This is a genomic window from Flavivirga jejuensis, assembly GCF_030540765.1.
GTDB lineage: Bacteria > Bacteroidota > Bacteroidia > Flavobacteriales > Flavobacteriaceae > Flavivirga > Flavivirga jejuensis.
The window spans coordinates 1,030,511-1,052,430 of record NZ_JAUOEL010000001.1 but is presented as its reverse complement, the minus strand read 5'-3'; the positions used below and the strand labels follow the sequence as shown (position 1 = coordinate 1,052,430).

11 protein-coding genes are annotated in these 21,920 nt (G+C 34.5%); 10 read left to right on the top strand and 1 reads right to left on the bottom strand.

Translation table 11 applies throughout. From position 1 onward, the window contains the following. A complete protein-coding gene (locus Q4Q40_RS04550) occupies positions 1–1,380 on the bottom strand; it encodes a 3-keto-disaccharide hydrolase (protein WP_425555892.1) in 1,380 nt (459 codons plus the stop codon). A gap of 291 nt (positions 1,381–1,671) precedes the next feature. On the opposite strand from Q4Q40_RS04550, the gene Q4Q40_RS04545 reads away from it, so the two are divergent. From Q4Q40_RS04545 to Q4Q40_RS04500, 10 genes are all read left to right on the top strand, one after another. After that, entirely contained in the window at positions 1,672–4,614 is a 2,943-nt protein-coding gene (locus Q4Q40_RS04545; RefSeq protein WP_303300532.1) for a SusC/RagA family TonB-linked outer membrane protein, read from the top strand. Between the two features lie 35 nt (positions 4,615–4,649). Continuing rightward, entirely contained in the window at positions 4,650–6,281 is a 1,632-nt protein-coding gene (locus tag Q4Q40_RS04540) for a RagB/SusD family nutrient uptake outer membrane protein (RefSeq protein ID WP_303300531.1), read from the top strand. Positions 6,282–6,502: 221 nt separating this feature from the next. Further along, a complete protein-coding gene (locus Q4Q40_RS04535) occupies positions 6,503–8,569 on the top strand; it encodes a glycosyl hydrolase 115 family protein (RefSeq protein ID WP_303300530.1) in 2,067 nt (688 codons plus the stop codon). Then, positions 8,566–10,878, top strand: a complete 2,313-nt coding sequence (locus Q4Q40_RS04530; protein WP_303300529.1) for a GH92 family glycosyl hydrolase — start codon at positions 8,566–8,568, stop codon at positions 10,876–10,878. The genes Q4Q40_RS04535 and Q4Q40_RS04530 overlap by 4 nt, the downstream gene beginning before the upstream one ends. Before the next feature lie 16 nt (positions 10,879–10,894). Next, on the top strand, positions 10,895–12,202 hold the full coding sequence (locus Q4Q40_RS04525; RefSeq protein WP_303300528.1) for an alpha-L-fucosidase: 1,308 nt from the start codon (positions 10,895–10,897) through the stop codon (positions 12,200–12,202). A 44-nt stretch (positions 12,203–12,246) separates the two neighbouring features. Continuing rightward, positions 12,247–13,659 (top strand): alpha-L-fucosidase, encoded by a 1,413-nt coding sequence (locus tag Q4Q40_RS04520; protein ID WP_303300527.1) that lies wholly within the window; start codon positions 12,247–12,249, stop codon positions 13,657–13,659. A 4-nt stretch (positions 13,660–13,663) separates the two neighbouring features. After that, entirely contained in the window at positions 13,664–16,222 is a 2,559-nt protein-coding gene (locus Q4Q40_RS04515; protein ID WP_303300526.1) for a glycoside hydrolase family 3 protein, read from the top strand. A 16-nt stretch (positions 16,223–16,238) separates the two neighbouring features. Continuing rightward, positions 16,239–17,873 carry a sialate O-acetylesterase gene (locus Q4Q40_RS04510; RefSeq protein ID WP_303300525.1) on the top strand — a complete coding sequence of 545 codons (1,635 nt, stop codon included), beginning with the start codon at positions 16,239–16,241 and terminating at the stop codon, positions 17,871–17,873. A 1-nt stretch (position 17,874) separates the two neighbouring features. Next, positions 17,875–18,948: a phosphatidylinositol-specific phospholipase C1-like protein gene (locus Q4Q40_RS04505; RefSeq protein ID WP_303300524.1), complete on the top strand. Its 1,074-nt coding sequence runs from the start codon at positions 17,875–17,877 to the stop codon at positions 18,946–18,948. Continuing rightward, positions 18,941–21,907 carry a glycosyl hydrolase 115 family protein gene (locus tag Q4Q40_RS04500; protein ID WP_303300523.1) on the top strand — a complete coding sequence of 989 codons (2,967 nt, stop codon included), beginning with the start codon at positions 18,941–18,943 and terminating at the stop codon, positions 21,905–21,907. Before Q4Q40_RS04505 ends, Q4Q40_RS04500 begins: the two co-directional genes overlap by 8 nt. Positions 21,908–21,920: the final 13 nt, after the last annotated feature.

Sequence of the window (21,920 nt, the reverse complement as noted above, 5' to 3'; positions counted from 1 at the left end):
TTATTCTTTAATATTGTTTATAGGGTGAATTTTTACATTTTTGAAAGCTACTAAGTCACCATGATCCTGAAGTAGAATCTGACCTTTATCTAGCTCACCAAAATTTGGCCATTTTACGTATTTACTTTCAGATACTAGTTTACGATAATCGTCACTTTTTCTTTCGTATTCCAGAACTTTCGTACCATTTAACCAGTGTTCTACATGATTATTTTTAGAAATAATGTAAGCGGTATTCCATTCTCCAATGGGCTTTATCGGCTTATTTATATCGGCTTGAATCAAGTCGTAAAGCGAACTAACCGTTCTACTTCCTTCATGATTTCCAAGTTTTGCGTCTGGATGTAAATCGTCATCTAAAATTTGGTATTCTAAACCAATAGAAGAACCTTTACCTTTATTAATATTGGTATCAACATAATACTTTATCCCACTGTTAGCACCAGGGGTTAACTTAAAGTCTACTGATAATTCAAAATCGCCATACAAAGCTTCAGTAACAATATCACCCCCAGCTGTGGATTCAGCACCACCAGAAGCTAATACTATTAATTCACCATTTTCGATTTTCCATCCACTTTCAGGAAAACCTTCTAGTTTAGCTCCTCGCCATCCATTTGTTGTTTCACCATCCCATAGCAATTTCCAACCTTTTTTGGTCTCATCTATAGTTAACTTGTTTTTTGTGACAATTGGTTGAAGTGCTGATTTTGTTGAATATTTAGAAACACTATCAGTTACTATTTTGATATTTTTCCATATAATTTCTGTTCCCGCTTGCTTGTCTGCTTTAATACTATGCACTTGCAAACAAATAAATCCGCTAGCTGTTTTTTCATCAATTAAATAGGATGCAGCAACACCATTAACCCAAGTTTTTAAGGTATCTCCAATAGCTTCAATACGATAATGATTCCAATCATTTTGTTTAAAAGCTTTTTGAGCTTCGGGGTTATTTTCTAAAGTATTAAGCCAACCACGTCTAGACTCATCATAAATACCACCGCTCCAAGCACGTTCGGAAGGATCTATTTCAACTTGATAGCCATGCACACGTCCATCTCTATAATGCGGAAAGCTATTACTGCGTATTTGTATACCAGAATTCATGGTAGAATCTACCTTATATTCCAATTCTAAAATAAAATCCCCGTATAATTTTTCTGTAGTTAGAAAAGTATTTGGCGTATTGTGTACTGTTGTGCCAACAATCGTTCCATTGCGAACTTCATATGTCGCATTACCGCCTTTTTGTGTCCAACCGTTTAAAGTTTGACCGTCAAATAAATCTATCCATGGCGTATCATCTTTAGGTTTTTGAGAGCAACTAAGTGAGATAAGTATTGTAAAAAGGGCAACCATTTTACTGTGAAAGAGCATTTTTTTCATTATTAAAAATATTAGTTTAAAGAATTTTAAATTTAGTTTATATGCACGGCTTCTAGATGGACATTTTACCCATTAGCATGTACAAATTGGTCATATTAAAAAACAGGCTTTGTTAAGTTCTCAAAGCTAACAATTAAAATATTCCTTTCCAAAACCAATAAAATATGTTAATAACTACCTCAAGATTAAACAATATATCCATGTTTTGGAATGATATATCCATTTACCATCAAATCTTTAAAATTAAATTAGCTATTCAAAAATAACTAAACATTATAGAATATGAAAAAACTGAAACTTTTAATAATGGTCTGCCTTGTAGGCTTTTCATTTACTTCATGGGCACAAAGTAAGGTGACTGGAAAGGTAACCGACGAACAGAACATCCCTATAGCAGGGGTTAATGTCCTTATTAAGGGGACTGTTACAGGAACTGCCACAGATTTTGATGGCAAGTATAGTATTAATGCTAGTAACGGAGACATCTTAGTGTTTTCTTATCTAGGCTATCTAACTATGGAAGTTACTTACACTAGACAATCATCATTAAATGTAAAACTACAAGAAGACACTGCACAACTTGAGGAAATCGTCTTAGTTGGTTATGGAGGTGTAAAATCAAAAGATTTAACGGGTTCTGTTAAAGTGATTGGCACCAAAGATTTCAACAAAGGTATTTCGAATTCACCTGGTCAATTATTACAAGGTAAAATGGCTGGTGTTAATGTAACTACAGGTTCTGGAGAACCAGGAAGTGCTGTAGATATCAATATTCGTGGCGTGAGTTCAATAACGACTTCTAGTAACCCACTGTTTGTGGTTGATGGTGTTCCTTTAGATGGAGGATCTTCTGGTTCAAATGGTCTTGATGGTATTGGAGGAACTACAAGATCAAAAAGTCCTTTAAATTTTTTGAATCCAAAAGATATAGAGAGCATTACTGTTTTAAAAGATGCTTCTGCTACAGCAATTTATGGTACGAGAGCATCCAATGGAGTTGTGCTAATAAAAACCAAAAAAGGAAAAGTAGGTAAAACAAAGGTTACCTTCAGTACATCAACAGGGTTTTCTACAGTAGCTAGAGATATTGATCTACTAAGTGCTAGCGAATATAGAGAGCAAACTTCGCGTTTGGGTCCTTTGTTAGATACTCCTAGAACTCCCGAATCTTATATTGATGCAGCAAATGCTAATACCGACTGGCAAGATGAGATTTATCAAACAGCCCAAGTAAATAATTACAATTTAGGGTTTTCTGGCGGAGCTGGTACAACAACATATAATGTATCATTGAGTTATCTAGATCAAGAAGGTGTAGTGAAAACTACAGGGCATGAAAGTGTTACTGGAAGATTAAATGTAGGTACTTCACTATTGGATGACCGATTAAAATTCCGTGCTAACCTTACGGCAGCTAATCTTACAGACGAAAGCCAGGCTTTAGGAAGTGTCATTATTGGAGCGCTTAGAGCCAACCCAACCTCTGCAGTTTTTGATGATGATGGTGAGGTAACTACAAGAACGGGTGCTACAGACAATCCTGTGTCATTTTTTGATTTATATCGTGACAGAGCCGAAAGCAAAAGAGTTTTGGCTAACTTTACTACGACGTATACTATTATTGATGGCTTAGATTATAAGATTAACTTTGGTTACGAGAATTCAGATACAGATCGTTTTTTCAGACTGTTCAATAATTCTGATGATGGAGGAGACCAAACCGAAGATCAGATTGTTCAGGATTCAAGAGAAGATTCTAATCTGTTAATAGAAAATTTCCTAACATATACAAAGAGTTATGATAAATGGAATTTTGATGTTCTTGCGGGTCATTCATATCAGACTTTCAATAATAAAAGTTTAAGGATTGAACGAGCTGATTTTGGTGGAATCAGAGATATAGATCCTATTTTTAATTTAGGAGTTGCTCAGGGTGCTACTACTATCGAATCAGGTAATAGTGAAAGAAAATTACAATCGTTCTTTGGAAGGTTTAATGCTAATTTCTTAGATAAATACTTGATAACGGCATCACTTAGAGCAGATGGGTCTTCAGTATTTGGTGATAACAATAAATATGGTTATTTCCCTGCAGTTGGATTAGGGTGGAAAATAAATGAAGAAGCATTTCTTGAAAATTCTGATGTATTTTCCAATTTAAAATTAAGACTAGGCTGGGGGCAAACAGGTAACCAAAACATCCCAGTAGGAGCTGCGCAGCCCTCTTTAGATACTGACTTTGATAATAGTTTTACATTTAATGGGACAACGGTTGTTAATGGTGTGAATACAACACGAACAGCTAACCCAGATTTAAAATGGGAAGTTACAGAACAGTATAATGTAGGAATAGATTGGGGGATATTGAATGGTAAAATTAGCGGTACATTTGACTATTTCCATAAAAACACTACCGATCTCTTCTTGGAAGTTTCTGCATCAGTTCCTGCTTTAACTGAAGAGACTTACACAAACTCAGATGCTGAAATTATTAATCAAGGTTTTGAATTTGCATTAAATGTAAATGCTATTAGAACGGATAATTTTTCTCTTGATTTTTCAGGTAACATATCACTTTTGGATAATAACATTAAAGGACTTGCTACAGATGTGTTTGTTGGAGAAATTTTTGGTCCTAGTACATCAGGGGAAACAAGTAGCATTTTTACCAATGGAGAATCTGCAGGATCGTTCTTTTTACGTAAATTTGAAGGATTCGATAGCAATGGCGAAGAAATACTATCAGATGCTGAAATAGTAGGAGACGCATTACCTAATACAATTTATGGATTTAATATTAACGCATCATACAAAAACTTTGATTTAGCATTAGGTTTTAATGGTGTAAGTGGCGTGGACATTTTTAATAATACGGCAAGGGCTTATTCAAGTGCTGCGTCTTTGGCGCAAAACGGGAATAACATTTTTAGAGAATACCTTGATCTTAATGAAAACCCATCGTCTGCACAAATTTCTTCATCTAGGTATATTGAAGACGGTTCATTCTTAAGATTGAACAATGCCACATTGGGTTGGAATGTTAAAAACGACACTTTTCTTGACAGTTTAAGAATATATCTTACAGGTCAAAACCTTTTTGTGATAACAGACTATTCAGGATATGATCCTGAGATCAATACAGGAGGCGGCAATGTTTATGGCGTTGACTTTGGAGGGTATCCTCGTCCTAGAACCATTATTTTAGGTCTTGATCTTTCTTTTTAATTTAAAATAGCAGTAATTAATATACAATATAAATTATGAAAAAACAATCTATTATTTTTAGCATCATATTGGCTGTCTTCTTCGGATTTCAATCATGTGATATAGATGAGAAAATTATTGACGAGGCTAGCGGGGAAGACTTGTTGACTAACGCAGAACCTTTAACTCTTTTGGCTCCAGCATATAATAATATGAGAAGGGTTTATGGACACCGATGGTTTTTTGCCTTACAGACCTTTTCAGCAGATGAAGGTATATTACCCACTAGAGGATCAGATTGGTTCGACGGAGGTGTTTTTCAGGAATTACATAGACACGATTGGGGATCTACTCATCGTTATACTACAGAGACATTTGGGCATATTACAGCAGGATTGGCTACCGCAACACAGGCAATTGGTTCCTTAGAAGAAGGTACACAAGAGCATGCAGAGGCTGTAGGTTTATTATCTCATTTTATGTGGGTGGCTTTGGATGCGTATGGTCAGGTACCATATCGAGGCATTACCGACATTAATTTTAGTGATGACCCTCAAATCCTTAAAGGGGCTGAGGCTGTAAGCACGATTATTGCCAACTTGGAATCAGTTATGTCGAGCCTTCCTACTGGAAAAAACACGGTACGTTTTACTCAAGATGCCGCAAAATCGCTTATGGCAAGGGTATATTTGAACAAAGCCGTTTATGAAGATCGATATGCTTCGAACTTTTCTTTCTCAAACGAAGATATGCAGAAGGTCATTGATCTTACCACAGATGTAATTAGTAGTGGAACACATGATTTGGAAACCGATGATTATTTTAGCATGTTTGATCCAGACAATGAAAACCATCCTGAGATTATATGGTCAGCAAAGAACGAGAAAACGTCTGTACGAATTAGTGGTAGAAGCGTTTCAAGAAATACTACCAATGGACTATCTAGAGGGCTTCTTTATAAGGTCGATGGTGGATGGGAAGAAGGTTCTGATGCTGGATGTACATTACCTGAATTTTTAGACAAATTTGATTCAGCCAATGACCCTAGATATTATAAGGAAAACTACCCTAATGAAGCAGGCACCATACCATTGGCTCAATATGAAATTAACAGAGGATTTCTTGAAGGGCAATTATTTGGTATTAAGACTGAAGACGGAGCAGCAGTTATCAATGATGACCAGACGACTATTGATATTGTTCCAGTACAGCTTTTTAGCAGAGACCTTAGTTTCGCAAACCATACTAGAGATGTGAGTTTGATTGCAGCAAACCAATCTGTAGGAGTACGAGTTTCTAAATGGAGTATAGAAGGTTTAGGAGCAAATAGAGATGATACTGGTGTTGACATCGTGATATTTAGGTTAGCCGATTTATATTTAATGCGGGCAGAAGCTAAATTAAGATTAGGATCTGGTGATGCCTTAGCCGATGTAAATGCCGTTAGAGTTGCACGTGGTGGTAGTGGTTTTGCCATAGGAAGTGCTACTTTGGAAGATGTGTACGATGAACGAGGTTTTGAATTCTATTGGGAGTACCATAGAAGAACCGACCAAATTCGATTTGGGACTTGGGAAGACACTTGGACAGATAAAACGGATACAGACACGAATATGAGAATATTCCCAATACCTCCTGGGCCAGTGGCAGAAACACCAGGTTTAGAACAAAACCCTGGATATAATTGATTAATAGCAAATAAGAGTATTATTTTGAGTGAGTTAGTTTAATTTATAGGCAGGTGAGATTTTTTGCCTGCCTATATCTTTTAGTGGCTTATTTAAAAGAACTCTTAGTTAGAGACAAACACTCCCTTTCACCTTTAGTATTCTACTATATTACAAATTAAGTCATTGGCTTTTTAAGCATACTCTTTTCATTGTGATACTCATAGAATAAAAAATATAAAATGACAAAAAAATACACTTATTTATATTTCCTGTTTTTTAGTATTTTACTACTTAATACATGTGCTAACAATAACGTTAAAGCATATTATTTGGTTACTGGAAGTCATGCAAATAACATTGAATTAAACACTATAAATGATTTAAAAAACGATTTATCTAAAGTCGTTGATGCCCCTATTTATATTATTTCTGAAACTGATAAATTTCCAGAAAACGGCATACTTTTTGTGACAGGAACCACAGAAACAAACCCATTGATTAAAGAACTAGCCGAGCAGAAAAAAATAAACCTTTCAAGTGAAATACCTGGGTCTAGAGGTGGTATTTGGTCTAAAACTACACTTTCAAACGGACAAAATGCTATTGTAATAGGAGGCTCTGATATACAAGGGTTTCAATATGCTGTTTATGATTATGCCCAACAGGTTTTAGGTATTGATCCCTTAGAATATTGGACTAACAAATTACCAAATAAAAAGACTTCAAAAGACCTCTTCAATTTTGAAGCAAAAACAATTGCACCTCCTAAAGTTCCAATTCTAGCTTATTTTGAAAATGATGTAGATGAATTGGCTAATTACAGAGGAAACTTACTAGAATACGATTGGGAAAGTTATACCGAAATGATTAATTCTCTGGTTAGATTGCGTTACAATGCCATTCAGTTTTTTGACATGTTAGGGCGACCAGAATTTTTTATTAGACCTGAGTATAAAACACTTAAACCAGATTACAAAATAGACATTGCATATTTAGATAAAATGATTGATTATGCCCATAGTAAAGGCATGAAAATTCAAATAGATTTTGAGCTGGGGTATCAAATACACCCAATGGATGAAGATAAAGCAGAATGCTGGTCTACTTATAAAGAAGACTGGATAGCCGCATGGAAATATTACTTAGAAGAAACACCTCTAAAAAAGACTGATATTTTTGTTTTAAGACCAAGAAATCAGGTTTGGGATTGGGAATATAAAAGTTCTTGTGGAGAAAGTAAAATAGCTGTTTTTAACGAAGTATACGAAGCATTTGGAAAGCTTGTAGACGATTATAAACCAGAAGCTACCAAAGTAACCGTTTGTTACTCCGATGGTATGGAAATGTTTAATGAAGGTTTTAACCCTCCAAAAGATTGGATTATAGCTTGGTCTGACCATGGCTTTGGAGATTTTAAGCACCTTCCTAACGACACAAAAGGATACCAATTTGGAACTTACATGCATGCAGGTTACTGGTTAAACCATACAGTACATAATCCATACCCAAATAAAGTAGAGACCGTTATGAAAAGCATGTTCCAAAATTATGGAGCAGATAAATACTGTTTAATAAACGGGCAAAATTTCAGACCCTTTTTATTAAACCTGGAAGCATATAGTGCCGTTTGTAATAATCCAGAAGCGTTTAATGGAGATACTTTTTATAAAACTTGGACCCAACGTTATTTTAATAAAGAGTCCGCCAAGCATGCTGTTGCCTCCATGGAATTCCTGCATAAAGCGCAAGAAGGCAGAAAGGGTTATGTAGAGCATTTATGGGAAATTAGGGAAGCTGTAGCATACTTGTCTAATACCCCTATTAACCGTCCTGGAAAAACACCAATACCCTATAGTTACGAACGTGTAGAAAACGATTTAGAAAACACCAAACTAGTCGAAATTAATTTAAAAAAAGCACTTGGAGAAGCCGAAAAAGGCTTAAAAAAAGTAAACTCTGAAAATAATTTTTATCACGCTTATATTTATTTACCAACGCTTTTATATTCAGATTTAATCGCTTTTGAAACAACATTGCATCACATAACTATTCTAAAAAGACTTTTTGAAAACACAAATAACCCTAAATTTTTAGAAGATGCAATAACCTTGTTACCCGAGACTATAAAAAAACTTGACATTGTATATAAGCATAGAGCTGATGGTGATTTAAACAAAAAATGGGCTAACTGGTATGCTATCAAAAACAGAAGACAGAATAATGGCTTTCCAACAATGAAAATGATTGAAGCTATTGATGCTAATTTAAACGAGTTGTTAGCATTACATAATATAGAAAATAAATGAAATTAAAATTAGTTTTTAGGAGGATAATTATTGTAACAAGTATTATTTTTTTAGCATCATGTAAAGATGCACAACAAATAATACCAGAAGAAAAAGAACAATTTGTTGATAAGGTGTATCCCTTATTAGATACAGAAAATTCAAGATGGTTTTTCTTCTCTTCAGCGAGTCGTCCTTTTGGTATGGTAAACCTAAGTCCAGATACAGAAATAGGAGGCGCCTGGGGAAGCGGTTATCGTTATAAAACAGATACCATAAAAGGGTTTAGCCATATCCACGCATGGCAAATGTCGGGGGTATCTGTAATGCCAGTTACAATATCAGAATCTAATAAACATACTATTTTTAAAGATTTTCACTCTAAATTCAGTCATCAAACCGAAAAAATAGCACCAGGCTACCATTATCTAGAATTAGATAGGTATCAAATAAAATCTGCATTAACTAGTACAAAACGGGTAGGTTTCCATCAATATACCTTTCCCAATAATGAGCAAGCATCTATCCTTTTCAATTTAAATACCATATTAGGTCCCTGTGAAAATACAGATGGGATATTAGAAAAAAATAATAAGAACGAACTTTCAGGTAAAGTCGTTATGCAACCAACACACAGACGCCCTAAACCATTAACAATATATTTTAAAATTAAACTAAATAATGCTATTAAATCTATAGAACAAGATAGCATAACAAGAAATTATTTGGTTCACTTGAACGAACCAAAAGAAAAAGTCCTGATGAAAGTTGGGATTTCATATACATCTATTGAAAATGCTAATAATAATATTAACGAAGAACTACCCGAGTGGCATTTTGATAACATAGTCACTCAATCAAAAACGGAATGGAATGATTTGTTAGGTAGAATTGAAGTTGAAGGCAGTAAAGAAGTAAACCAAAGACGTTTTTATACAGATTTATGGCATGCATTACAAGGACGACGAATTATAAGTGATGTGAATGGTGCCTACCCAGATAATACAGGAGAACAATTTAGAATAGGCAAATTGCCCCTTGACGAAAATGGTAAACCAAAATTTAATCATTATAACTCCGATTCTTTTTGGGGCGCACAATGGACTATCAACACACTTTGGGGATTGGTTTATCCAGAAATCATGGAAGAATTTGTGCATTCCTTAATGCAATATTATAAAGATGGCGGTATAATTCCTAGAGGACCATCAGGAGGAAATTACACCTATGTTATGACAGGTGCATCCTCTACCCCATTTATTGTGAGTGCCATTCAAAAAGGCATTATAAAAGATGATTTAGAAGGCATTTATCAAGCTTTAAAGAAAAATCATATGCCAAATGGCATCATGGCAAAAGCAGGATACGAACATACTACAGACTTAGGGGGTGGTTTAAAATATTATATAAAAAATGGTTTTGTACCATACCCCATTCCAGAAGGGAATTTTGGAGGACATCAAGATGGAGCAAGCCTCACGATGGAATATGCTTACCAAGATTGGGCATTAGCACAATTAGCCAAAAAATTGGAACTTGAAGATGATTATAACTATTTTTTAAACAGGTCTAAAAACTATAAAAATGTATTTGATACAAGCGTAAATTGGATGCGACCTAAGAATGTAGACGGTATATGGAACACCCATTTTGACCCTTATCAAGTAGAACACGGTTTTATAGAATCTAATGGTGCGCAATCTACTTGGTTTGTACCACACGATTTAAGTGGGTTGGCAACGTTAATTGGAGGACATGAAAAAGCAATTAAAAAATTGAATGCGCAATTTAAAACTGCCGAAAAATTAAATTTCACAGCAGGCACATCACATGCCGTTGAAGGTCATCCAGAATATAGTAGAATACCAGTTAATTTTGGAAACCAACCATCTATTCAGACATCCTTTATTTTTAATAAACTAGGAAGACCAGACCTGACGCAGTATTGGTCACGAAATGTAATTAACAAAACATTTAGTGGCTTAGCACCAAACACAGGATATAGTGGTGATGAAGACCAAGGTCTTATGGGAAGTTTAAACGTACTCATGAAAATAGGTTTATTTCAAATGAATGGCGGTACAGAAGAGAACCCAGAATATCAAATAGGAAGCCCCCTATTTAACAAAATAACCATAAAGTTAAACCCAGATTATTATGCAGATAGCAACTTTATTATTAAAGCAATAAATAATAATGTAGAAAACGTTTATGTAAATAAAATAACGTTAAATAACCAACCTGTTGAAACGTATAACCTTTCACAAAGCGATATTGTAAAAGGAGGAGAATTAGTCTTAGAAATGTCCAATAAGTCTAATAGAAATTAGTTTACCTTATAAAAGTATGAATTTACCACATAGCTATAAAGTAAGTATTTTAATGCTCATGTGTTTTTCTACTTTTGCGCAACTTAAAAACAAACCTGTTTTAGAAGAAGACTTCATGGATATGGGGTTTGGCATATTTGTACATTGGAGTTTAGATTCGCAATTAGGGAGCGTTATAAGTCACTCGTTAGTTGGAGCCTCAGAGGCCTATGTTGAGAAGTATATCAATGCGCTTCCTAAAACATTTTATCCAGATAAATTTGATGCCGACGAATGGGCACGGTTATTTAAAATCTCAGGTGCCGAATATGTCGTTTTTACAACCAAACACCATAACGGATTTTGTATGTGGGATACTAAAACGACCACATTCAATATTATGAACACCCCTTATGGAAAGGATATTACAGGCATGCTTTTTAAAGCGTTACGAAAACAAGGCTTAAAAGTTGGCGTCTATTTTTCACCCGAAGATTTTTATTTTTTAAACAAACAAGGAACGTTAATTTCTCGTAAACGTGAGAAAAGTCAAATTACCGATAATGCTGAATTATTAGCGTATGATAAAGCACAGGTTAAAGAGCTAATTACAAATTACGGGTCTATAGATGTGCTATTCTTTGATGCTTTTAAAACGGGACCTTTAGTTCAATATGTGCATTCGTTAGACTCGAATATTGTGGTAACTAGAGGCGAGATGAAAACTCCCGAGCAGAAAATTCCAGATAGTGCCATGCCTGGTCCATGGGAAACCTGTATGACTATGGGAACGCAATGGCAGTATAAACCAACCAACGAAATTTATAAAGACGGTACAGACTTAATTGAAAAATTAATAGAAATTAGAGCAAAAGGAGGTAATTTTCTTATGAATGTAGGCCCCAAACCTAACGGTGACATTCCAATAGAACAAGAAGAACGTTTACGAGAAATCGCATTATGGATGTTTGTAAATAATGAAGCCATAAAAGATGTTAGACCATTACCTACCATAATTAAAGATGGAGATATGTGGTTTACTAAAAATAAAGATGAAAATACCGCATATGTCTTTATAACAAAACAAAAAAATTGGTTTAAAGGATTCAGAAGAAATTTTCTTTTGAAGAATATAAAAGCAACATCTAGTACAGCTATTTCAGTGTTAGGTCAAAATGATTTAGTTGTAGAATATTGGCCCGAAAACACGCCAACATCTAGATTTATTCAACATGAGACATTATTGGAAATCTCTATAAGTCGGGCACAACGTCTTTATAACAATAAAGCCTGGCCTAATCCTATTGTAGTTAAACTAACTAATGTAGAATTTATAAAGAAATAAATAGATACATTTATTTAAACCCCGTAATAGAACATAACATTAGCATGAAAAATAATTTTAATATAATCGTTTTTTGTTCACTATTTTTTTTGATGCTTTCTGGAAGTATAAAGGCGCAAACACCCGATAAAATGGACTGGTGGAAAGATGCCAAATTTGGTATGTTCATGCATTGGGGATTATACTCAAAAACAGCAGGATATTGGAATGGTCATATAGCAAAAGGGAATGAGCATTTTATGATTCATGAAAAAATCTCTTTAAAAGAATATGGAACAATAGCAGATGATTTTAACCCTGTTAATTACGATGCCGAAAAATGGGTACTTACGGCAAAAAATGCAGGAATGAAGTACATTATTATTACTTCAAAGCACCATGATGGATTCGCCATGTTCGATTCTCCTTCAAACGACTATAACATAAAAACGCGCACGCCTTATGGCAAAGACCCTATGAAAGAATTGGTGGATGCTTGCCATAAGCACGATATGAAATTTGGGTTTTATTATTCTTTAGGACGCGATTGGGAAGATCCAGATGTAGCAACCAATTGGCCACATAAAGGAGGGCGAAGTAATTTGGTAGATTACCCTGATGAAGACATAAAAGTATTCAGTAGATATTTTAAAAGAAAAGTAAAACCGCAAATAAAAGAGTTACTCACACAATACGGAAAAATTGATGTTATTTGGTTTGATACCCCAGAATTAATAAGTCCAGAAGAAAGTAAAGAATTACGAGAACTTATATTAGAGATACAACCCCATTGTATTATTAATAGTCGTATTAAACATGGGTTTGGTGATTATAAAGTAACCGAGCAGAAAATTGTAGACGGTTTAGAAGTTAAACCTTGGGAAGCTTGCATTACCATGGGAAAAAACTGGGGATACATTGAGTATGATACCATTTATAAATCTTCAGAATTAATGACGCGTCAATTACTTGAAATAGTAAGTAAAGGTGGAAATTTATTATTAAATAATGGTCCCACGGCAAAAGGTGAAATCACAGATTTAGCGCAAGAACGATTGGCACAAATGGGTGCCTGGATAAAACAAAATTCAGAAGGCATCTATGGGTCTAAACCATGGATAGTGCAAAACGAACGTCTTGCTGAAGTTCCAAAAAATAAGAAAAAAAAGCATGCTTCTGTGGAAGAAAACACCATGAAAGATAACTTATATGACGGTACCTCAAAAACTATTTTTCCAGAAGTCCGCTTTACTTCAAAGGCCGATAGTATATATGCTTATGTTAGTAGCTTTTTAGAAAAACAGGTTGTAATAAAATCGTTTTCAAAAAACAATAGCACTATTGTAAAAGAGGTTAAATTATTAGGTAGTAATGAAAATGTAAAATGGGTACAAAATAACGAAGGTCTAAAAATAGAGATGCCTACTTATAGTAAAAATGACATACCAATATCTGGTTTTAAAATTATAACAAAATAAAAAAATGATGATAAAAAGGGCTATTATATATTTAATCAGTTTATACACTGTTTTTGTATCAGCACAAAACAACTTTCCTTTTCAAAATTCAAACCTACCCACAGAAACCAGAGTAAACGATTTACTAGACAGATTAACTATTGAAGAAAAAGTATCGCTACTAATAGCAAGCGCAGAAGCCATTCCCAGGTTGGATGTAGATAAATATTACCATGGTAACGAAGCCTTGCATGGTGTTGTAAAAGGTGGCAGATTTACCGTTTTCCCTCAAGCCATTGCCCTTTCGGCAACTTGGAATCCAGATTTAATTTACGATGTCGCTTCTGCCATTTCAGATGAAGCACGGGCAAAATGGAATTTTTACAACCAAGGTAAAGACCAAAAAAATGGATTTAGCGATATGCTCACATTTTGGTCGCCAACCATTAATATGGCCAGAGATCCCAGATGGGGAAGAACTCCAGAAACCTACGGTGAAGATCCATATTTAACGAGTAGAATTGGTGTTTCCTTCGTAAAAGGTTTACAAGGAAACGATAAAAAGTATTTAAAAGTAGTTTCTACACCCAAACATTTTGTAGCTAATAATCAAGAGGACAATAGATTTGGGTATAACGCAACCATTTCTGAAAAAGCACTTCGTGAATATTACTTTCCTGCCTACAAAGCCGCTATTCAAGAAGCAAATGCCCAATCTATAATGAGTGCCTATAATGCCGTTAATACTGTGCCAAGCACAGCAAACAATTGGCTTTTAAATTCTGTTTTGAGAGACGAATGGGGATTTAAAGGCTATGTAGTAAGCGATTGTGGCGCTCCTACACATTTAGTAAAATCACACAAATTTATAGAGACTAAAGAACAAGCAGCAAAAGTAGCTATAGAAGCGGGCTTAGATTTAGAATGTGGCGATGATATTTACAATAATTATTTGCTTCCCGCATATAAAAACGGGTTAATTTCTCTAAAAAACATAGATAAAGCTGTAACTAGAGTTTTAACCGCACGATTTAAATTAGGCATATTCGATTCTACAGAAAACAACCCCTATTCAAAAATCTCTCCAGAAGTTATTGGCTCAAAAAAGCATCAAGAATTAGCTCTTGAAACCTCCAGACAATCCATCGTATTGCTAAAAAATAAAAATAACACATTGCCTTTAGATGCTGGCAAGATTAAAAAAATTGCTGTTGTTGGTTTTAATGCCAACCAAGTGGTTTTTGGAGATTACAGTGGCTTACCCGTCATTAAACCTATTTCACCTCTTGAAGGTATAAAGAATAAAGTGGGTAACAACATAGAAGTTACCTATGCTAAATGGAAAACAGCAGCTAGAAATTTAAACTTTATTAATTCGGAATATCTAAGAAATGACTTTAATGACGAACCTGGATTGTATGCCGAATATTTTGACGATAAATTTCTTGAGGGCACACCACAAACCCGAGTAGATAAAGAAGTTAATTTCGACCCAGTAAACAACCCTCCAGATCCATATACCAACTACCTACATAAATCCATCCGATGGACAGGTTACATAGCCCCCAATGTTTCTGGAACGTATAAAATAGGCGTTAACTCAGATGATGGTATACGCTTATGGTTAAATGACAAATTAGTAGTCGACGCATGGCATAACCGAGGTGCCACAACAGACCAAGTCGAAATAACCATGCAAGCTAATAAGACATATGCTATTAAGCTCGAATATTTCGATAATGGTGGAGATGCCATTTGTCAATTACTATGGAAAGTACCAGGTGATACAAATGGTGATTTATACGATGAAGATATTCAAGCAGCAAAAACAAGCGATTACGTTATTGCAGTTATGGGTATTAATAAAACCATTGAAAAAGAAGGAAAAGACAGAAAGTCATTAGAACTTCCAAAAGACCAAATTGATTATTTAAAAACCATCTATGCTATAAATAAAAATACTATTGTGGTATTAGTAGCAGGAAGCTCTTTAGCCATAAATTGGGTGGACGAAAATATCCCTGCTATAGTTGACGCCTGGTATCCTGGAGAAGCTGGAGGCACCGCTATAGCCGACGTACTATTTGGAGATTACAATCCAGCAGGCAGACTCCCATTTACATGTTACAAATCGGTATCAGACTTGCCCCCTATGGATGATTATGAAATATCTAACGGAAGAACCTATATGTATTTTGAAGGAGATGCATTATATCCTTTTGGTTATGGTTTGAGTTATACGAAATTCGAATATAGCCAGATGAAAATTAAAAAGAAAGATGAAAAATTATTAATTTCTAGCACAATTAAGAATATAGGTAATTATGATGGTGATGAGGTTGTACAACTCTATTATCGAGCTAAAGAATCATCTCATAAACGTCCATTAAAGAAGCTTATAGGTTTTAAAAGAGTCCCTTTAAAAATGGGTAAATCAAAAACCGTTCAATTTGAGGTCTCCAAAAAAGACTTACAATATTGGGATGATAAAACAAAAAAATGGGTGTTTGATAGTGGTATGTATGAATTTATGATTGGGGGATCATCAAAAGATATTAAATTGCATAAAACAATGTCTTTTTAAATAATATAAGTCCATTATGAAGCCTATTTTTATAGCTATAAGTATCTTTTTTTCTTGTTTAATTTCAGCACAAACCAAAGAGGAGGTTCTTTATTTATGGCCAAATGAAGTACCTGGAGAAAAGGAACCTAAGCATGAACCTGTTCAAACAGATAACACAAGTGGAGATGTTATAAGGCTAACCAATATTACCAATCCATCATTAACCGTTTTTAAACCAGAAAAATCTAATGATTCTAAGGCAGCAGTCGTAGTATCTCCTGGAGGTGGGTATAGTATTTTGGCAGCAAATAAAGAAGGATATGAAATAGCAGAATGGCTTAATACTTTGGGATATACAGCTTTTGTATTACAATATCGTGTGCCAAAAAAACGAAAAGGCGCATTGCAAGATATACAACGTGCCATTCGGACCGTACGAAGCAAGGCTTCTGTTTATAATCTGGATCCTCGAAAAATAGGTGTTTTGGGCTTTTCAGCTGGAGGTCATTTATCTGCTCTGGCCTCAACAAGCTATAAAAAAGACGCTTACCCCAAAATAGACGCTATTGATAAATTATCAAGTCGTCCAAATTTTTCAATGCTTATTTATCCAGCATACCTTGATAAAGGAGAAAATAAAAGTATAAGCCCAGAATTAGAGATTAACAAAAATACACCACCATTTTTTATTTTCGGTACTATGGATGACCGTTATGGAAACAGTCCTTTAGTAATGGCAACCGCTTTAAGAAATAAAAAAATTCCCGTAGCATTACACATGTTATCTGAAGGCGGGCATGGTTATGGCTTAAGAAAAGGGAATATAGCTGCTGAAACATGGCCAGGTTTAGCTGAAATATGGTTGAATAAGATGGTTAAATCCAGAGCACTAGCCAAGTATGAAAGAACTATTAATTTTCCACAAGTTGCTGAATCACCTAAAAAAATTCCAAAAAAGAAAGATGTCTGGGTTTTTATGATGGCTGGACAATCCAACATGGCAGGTCGTGGATTTGTGGAGCCACAAGACACCATTCCTTCTAAACGTATTTTAACAATAAATAAAGAAAATGACATTATTCTAGCCAAAGAACCACTCCATTTTTACGAGCCCAATATGGGAGGATTAGACAGTGGCTTGTCGTTTGCAAAAAGCCTTTTAAAAGACATCCCCGAAAACGTATCCATATTACTAATTCCCACGGCAGTTGGCGGTAGTTCTATAAATAAATGGGTTAATGATTCTGTACATCGCGGTGTAAAGTTGTTATCAAATTTTAAAGAGAAAGTCGTTTTAGCTAAAAAATATGGAACAGTAAAAGGCATATTATGGCACCAAGGAGAAAGTGATGCAAATAAAAAAACGATTCCGCAATACAATAAAAACGTAGCGATTCTATTTAAAGCATTTAGAAAATCTGTTGGAAATAAAACCTTACCCATTTTAATGGGTGAACTTGGTTCTTACTCAAAAAAGAAAGAATCCTGGATAGCAATAAATAACATCATAAATAAACATGCTTCAAAAGACAAATACATTTCTGTTGTTAAAACATCCGATTTTAAAGACAAAGGTGATAAAGTGCATTTTAACTCAGAAGGTCAAAGAATGATGGGAAAACGATTTGCAGAAGCATATATTGAACTCATAAAACCAAAAAACAAATAGCATGTTTAAAACGAATACTAGCATCTGTTTTATATTTATATTTTCCTTTATCGCATGTCATAACAGTGATATTCGGCTTAATGATATTCAAGTTATTGGCAGTCATAATTCCTATAAGATTCCTATTGAAAAACCACTTTGGCACTATTTACATAGTGTAGATTCTTCAAAAGCAAAAGCATTGCAATATGGTCACATGTCATTAAAAACACAATTAGATTTGGGATTGCGTAATTTGGAGCTAGATGTGTTTCACGACCCATCAGGGGGGTATTTTACAAATCCAAAAGGCTTAGATATCATTAAATCTATGGAAAAAAAACCTTTAGGATTTGATAAAGAAGAAAAATTAAAACGTCCTGGTCTTAAAATGTTCCATATTCAAGATGTCGATTTCAGAAGTCATTATTTATTATTTAAAGAAGGATTACAAGCACTAAAAAATTGGTCCAGTAACAACCCAAGCCACACCCCTATTTTCATATTGATAAATGCCAAAGATCAAAAAGTAACGGGTACTAAAGAACCGCTAGCCTTTACAAAAGAGGCATTGGATAGTATTGATGTTGAAATTAAAAGTGTTTTTTCTAATGATAAATTAATAACACCAGATTTAGTTCGGGGTGATTTTGAAACTTTAGAAACAGCTATTTTAACAAAAGGATGGCCAGAATTAGAAGCACTAAAAGGGCGGTTTATTTTTGTTTTAGATGAAAAAGAAGATAAAATAAACAGGTATTTAGAAAACCATCCGTCTTTAAAAAACAGAGTCTTATTTGTAAACAGTAAAGAAGGAAACCCAGAAGCTGCATTTAGAATTGTAAACAACCCTATTACAGATTTCGACTATATAAAAGAATTAGTTAAAAAAGGCTATTTAGTGCGTACACGAGCCGATGCAGGAACTAAAGAAGCTCGCGAAAATAATTATAATCGATTCGAAAAAGCAAAAGCATCAGGAGCGCAAGTTATTTCGACAGATTATTACTTACCATCAACATTATTTCCTTCAACTTTTAAAGTGAGCTTTGAAAAAAATAAATATGAACGACTAAAAAATGAGGTACATGATTAAAAAAATAGCTATAATAATTATTTGTTGTCAATTTGGAATCTTAAAGGCACAACAAGATCTTTCAGAATTCACAATTGTAGATAATACGAAATCGACCTCGATTTTAATTGATAAAAAAGATGCTAAAGTTGTTGAAATCGCTTCGCAAATTTTTGCTGAAGATGTGTTTAAAATTTCAGACAAAAAAATATCAGTCATTACAAAAAAAACAAATCAATCCCATGTAATTATTGCTGGAACCATTGGTAAAAACAAATATATTGATGCACTTATATCAAGTGGAAAAATTAACGTTTCTGAGCTTAAAGGACAATGGGAACGTTACGCCATTCAAGTAGTAAATAGCCCTTTAAAAGGTATTGATAAGGCATTGGTTGTTGTTGGAAGTGATAGAAGAGGAACCGCTTATGGTATTTTAGAATTATCTAGAATGATTGGAGTTTCACCATGGGAATGGTGGGCAGATGTAACACCTGAAAAAAAGAATGAAATTAGTTTATCTATTAAGAGTGTAGTATCTAAAGTCCCTTCTGTTAAATATAGAGGTGTCTTTTTAAATGATGAAGATTGGGGTTTACAACGTTGGGCAGCTCTAAATTATGAACCAGAAACAGGAGATATTGGTCCAAAAACGTATGCCAAAATTTTTGAATTGCTGTTAAGGTTGCGAGCAAATACCATTTGGCCTGCCATGCACTCTAGTACAAAACCTTTTTATTCATACCCTAAAAACAAAGAAATAGCAGACAACTATGCCATTGTTATAGGGACATCTCATGCAGAACCCATGCTCTCTAATATTAATACCGAATGGGATCATGAAACCATGGGTGAATATCGGTATGACACTAATTCGGAAACCATAAAAGGCTTATTCAAAAAACGTGTAAAAGAAACCTCTAAATATGAAGGCATTTATACCACAGGAATGCGAGGAGAACACGATTCGCCTATGATTGTTGGTGAAGATGATACCGATGCTCAAGTACAATTATTGGAAAAAGTAATTACAGACCAACGAAACATTCTAAAAAAAGAAACAAAAAAGAATCCAAACAAAATTCCACAAGCTTTTGTCCCCTATAAAGAGGTTCTAAAATATTACCAAAGTGGTTTAAAGTTACCAGAGGACATTACGTTGGTTTGGACAGATGATAATTACGGTTATATTCGCCAATTAAGTAATCTGGAGGAACAAAAACGCCCAGGTGGTGCAGGCGTGTATTATCATACCTCATATTGGGGCAGACCCCATGATTATTTATGGTTAAATTCAACCAATCCCGTATTAATGTGGGAAGAAATGTCTAAAGCCTATGAGTTTAAATCTCGAAATATCTGGATTTTAAATTGTGGTGATATAAAACCACACGAATACAATATTGAGCTGTTTTTAGATATGGCTTGGAATATGGGTGATTTTAAAAAAAGTAGTTCTGTAAAAAGCCACACAATACAGTGGGCGGCTCGAGAATTTGGCAAAAACACATCAGAAGAAATAACCGATCTGCTATTTGAAAACAATCGATTAGCATTTATAAGACGCCCAGAGTTTATGGCATGGAGTCAAGTAGAACCAGTAACTAAATCTGGAGAAACCGAACTCACTCAGTTTCATTATGGCGATGAGGTTGATGCTCGAATTAACACCTACCAACATTTAGTAGAGACTACAGAGAAACTGTATGGAAAAATAAATGAAAACCGTAAAGCTGCTTTTTACCAATTGGTATATTATCCTGTAATTGGCGCTTCAAAATTAAATCAGAAATGGTTATACAGTTTCAAGAACAAATTTACGGCAAAACAAGGTCGGGAAAGTGCCAATTATTTTGGGGAGCAATCCATTAAGGCATATCAACGTATAAAAAAAGAAACAGACTACTATAACAAAACACTTCAAAATGGAAAATGGGATCATATCATGACCATGGCACCACGATTTTTACCAGTGTTTTCAGAACCAGCATTATACCATACAAAAAACGATGAAGCTTCCATAGGTTTAGCTTTAGAAGGCTATCAAATGGAAGTTAACCATGACATTGTAAATAGTTATGCAGATGTATTACCCGTTTTTAATAGTTATACCAATAATAAATATTTTGTAGACCTTTTTTTAAAAGGACATGGAAATATAACATGGAAAGCTATTCCTAAAGCAGATTGGATTAAAATATCGGAAACAGAAGGCGCTTTAAGCAATCTTTCGGGAAATGCTGAAAAAAGATTATGGGTTCATATAGATTGGGATAAAGTTCCACAAGGCGAAAATAAAAAAGAAGCACCTCTAGGACACGATTTCCAGTTAATCCCTCCAAGTTACAAAGTAAATAGTGCAATCGATTTTGTGTCGGGTGGTAAAACGATCACCATAGGCATCTCTGCTTTTAATCCCAAATTAAAAGAATTAGAAACCTACTCAGGTTTTGTAGAAGATAAAGGTTTTATTTCCATTGATGCCGAAAATTTTAGTAGAAAAGAAGACGGAAAAGAAGCCAAATGGGATATTTTTGAAGGTATTGGTTATTCAAATAATGTTATTACAGCATTGCCCAGAAGTGCAAAATCGGTAATCGATTTAAAAACTGTTCAAAAAGAAAGTCCGTTACTTGAATATGATTTTTATGCCTTCAATTTTGGGGAGGCAGATGTTCGATTACAGGCCATTCCAACACATGCATTTTATGCCCAAAGCGGGGTGCGTTGTGCTGTTGCCATTGACGATGCTGAACCTGTAATTGTAGATTTTCAAACCTTTGGTAGAAGTGATGCATGGAAACAAAACGTTTTAAAAAATGCCTCAATAAAATCTGTAAAACAAACGATTACACAAGCAGGAAAACATACTTTAAAAATTTGGATGGTTGATTCTGGCGTTATGTTAGATAAAATTTTAATAGATTTAGGGGGTTGGAAACCAAGTTACATGTTTCCAAAAGAAACATATAAAAAATAATTTCTAAAAACTC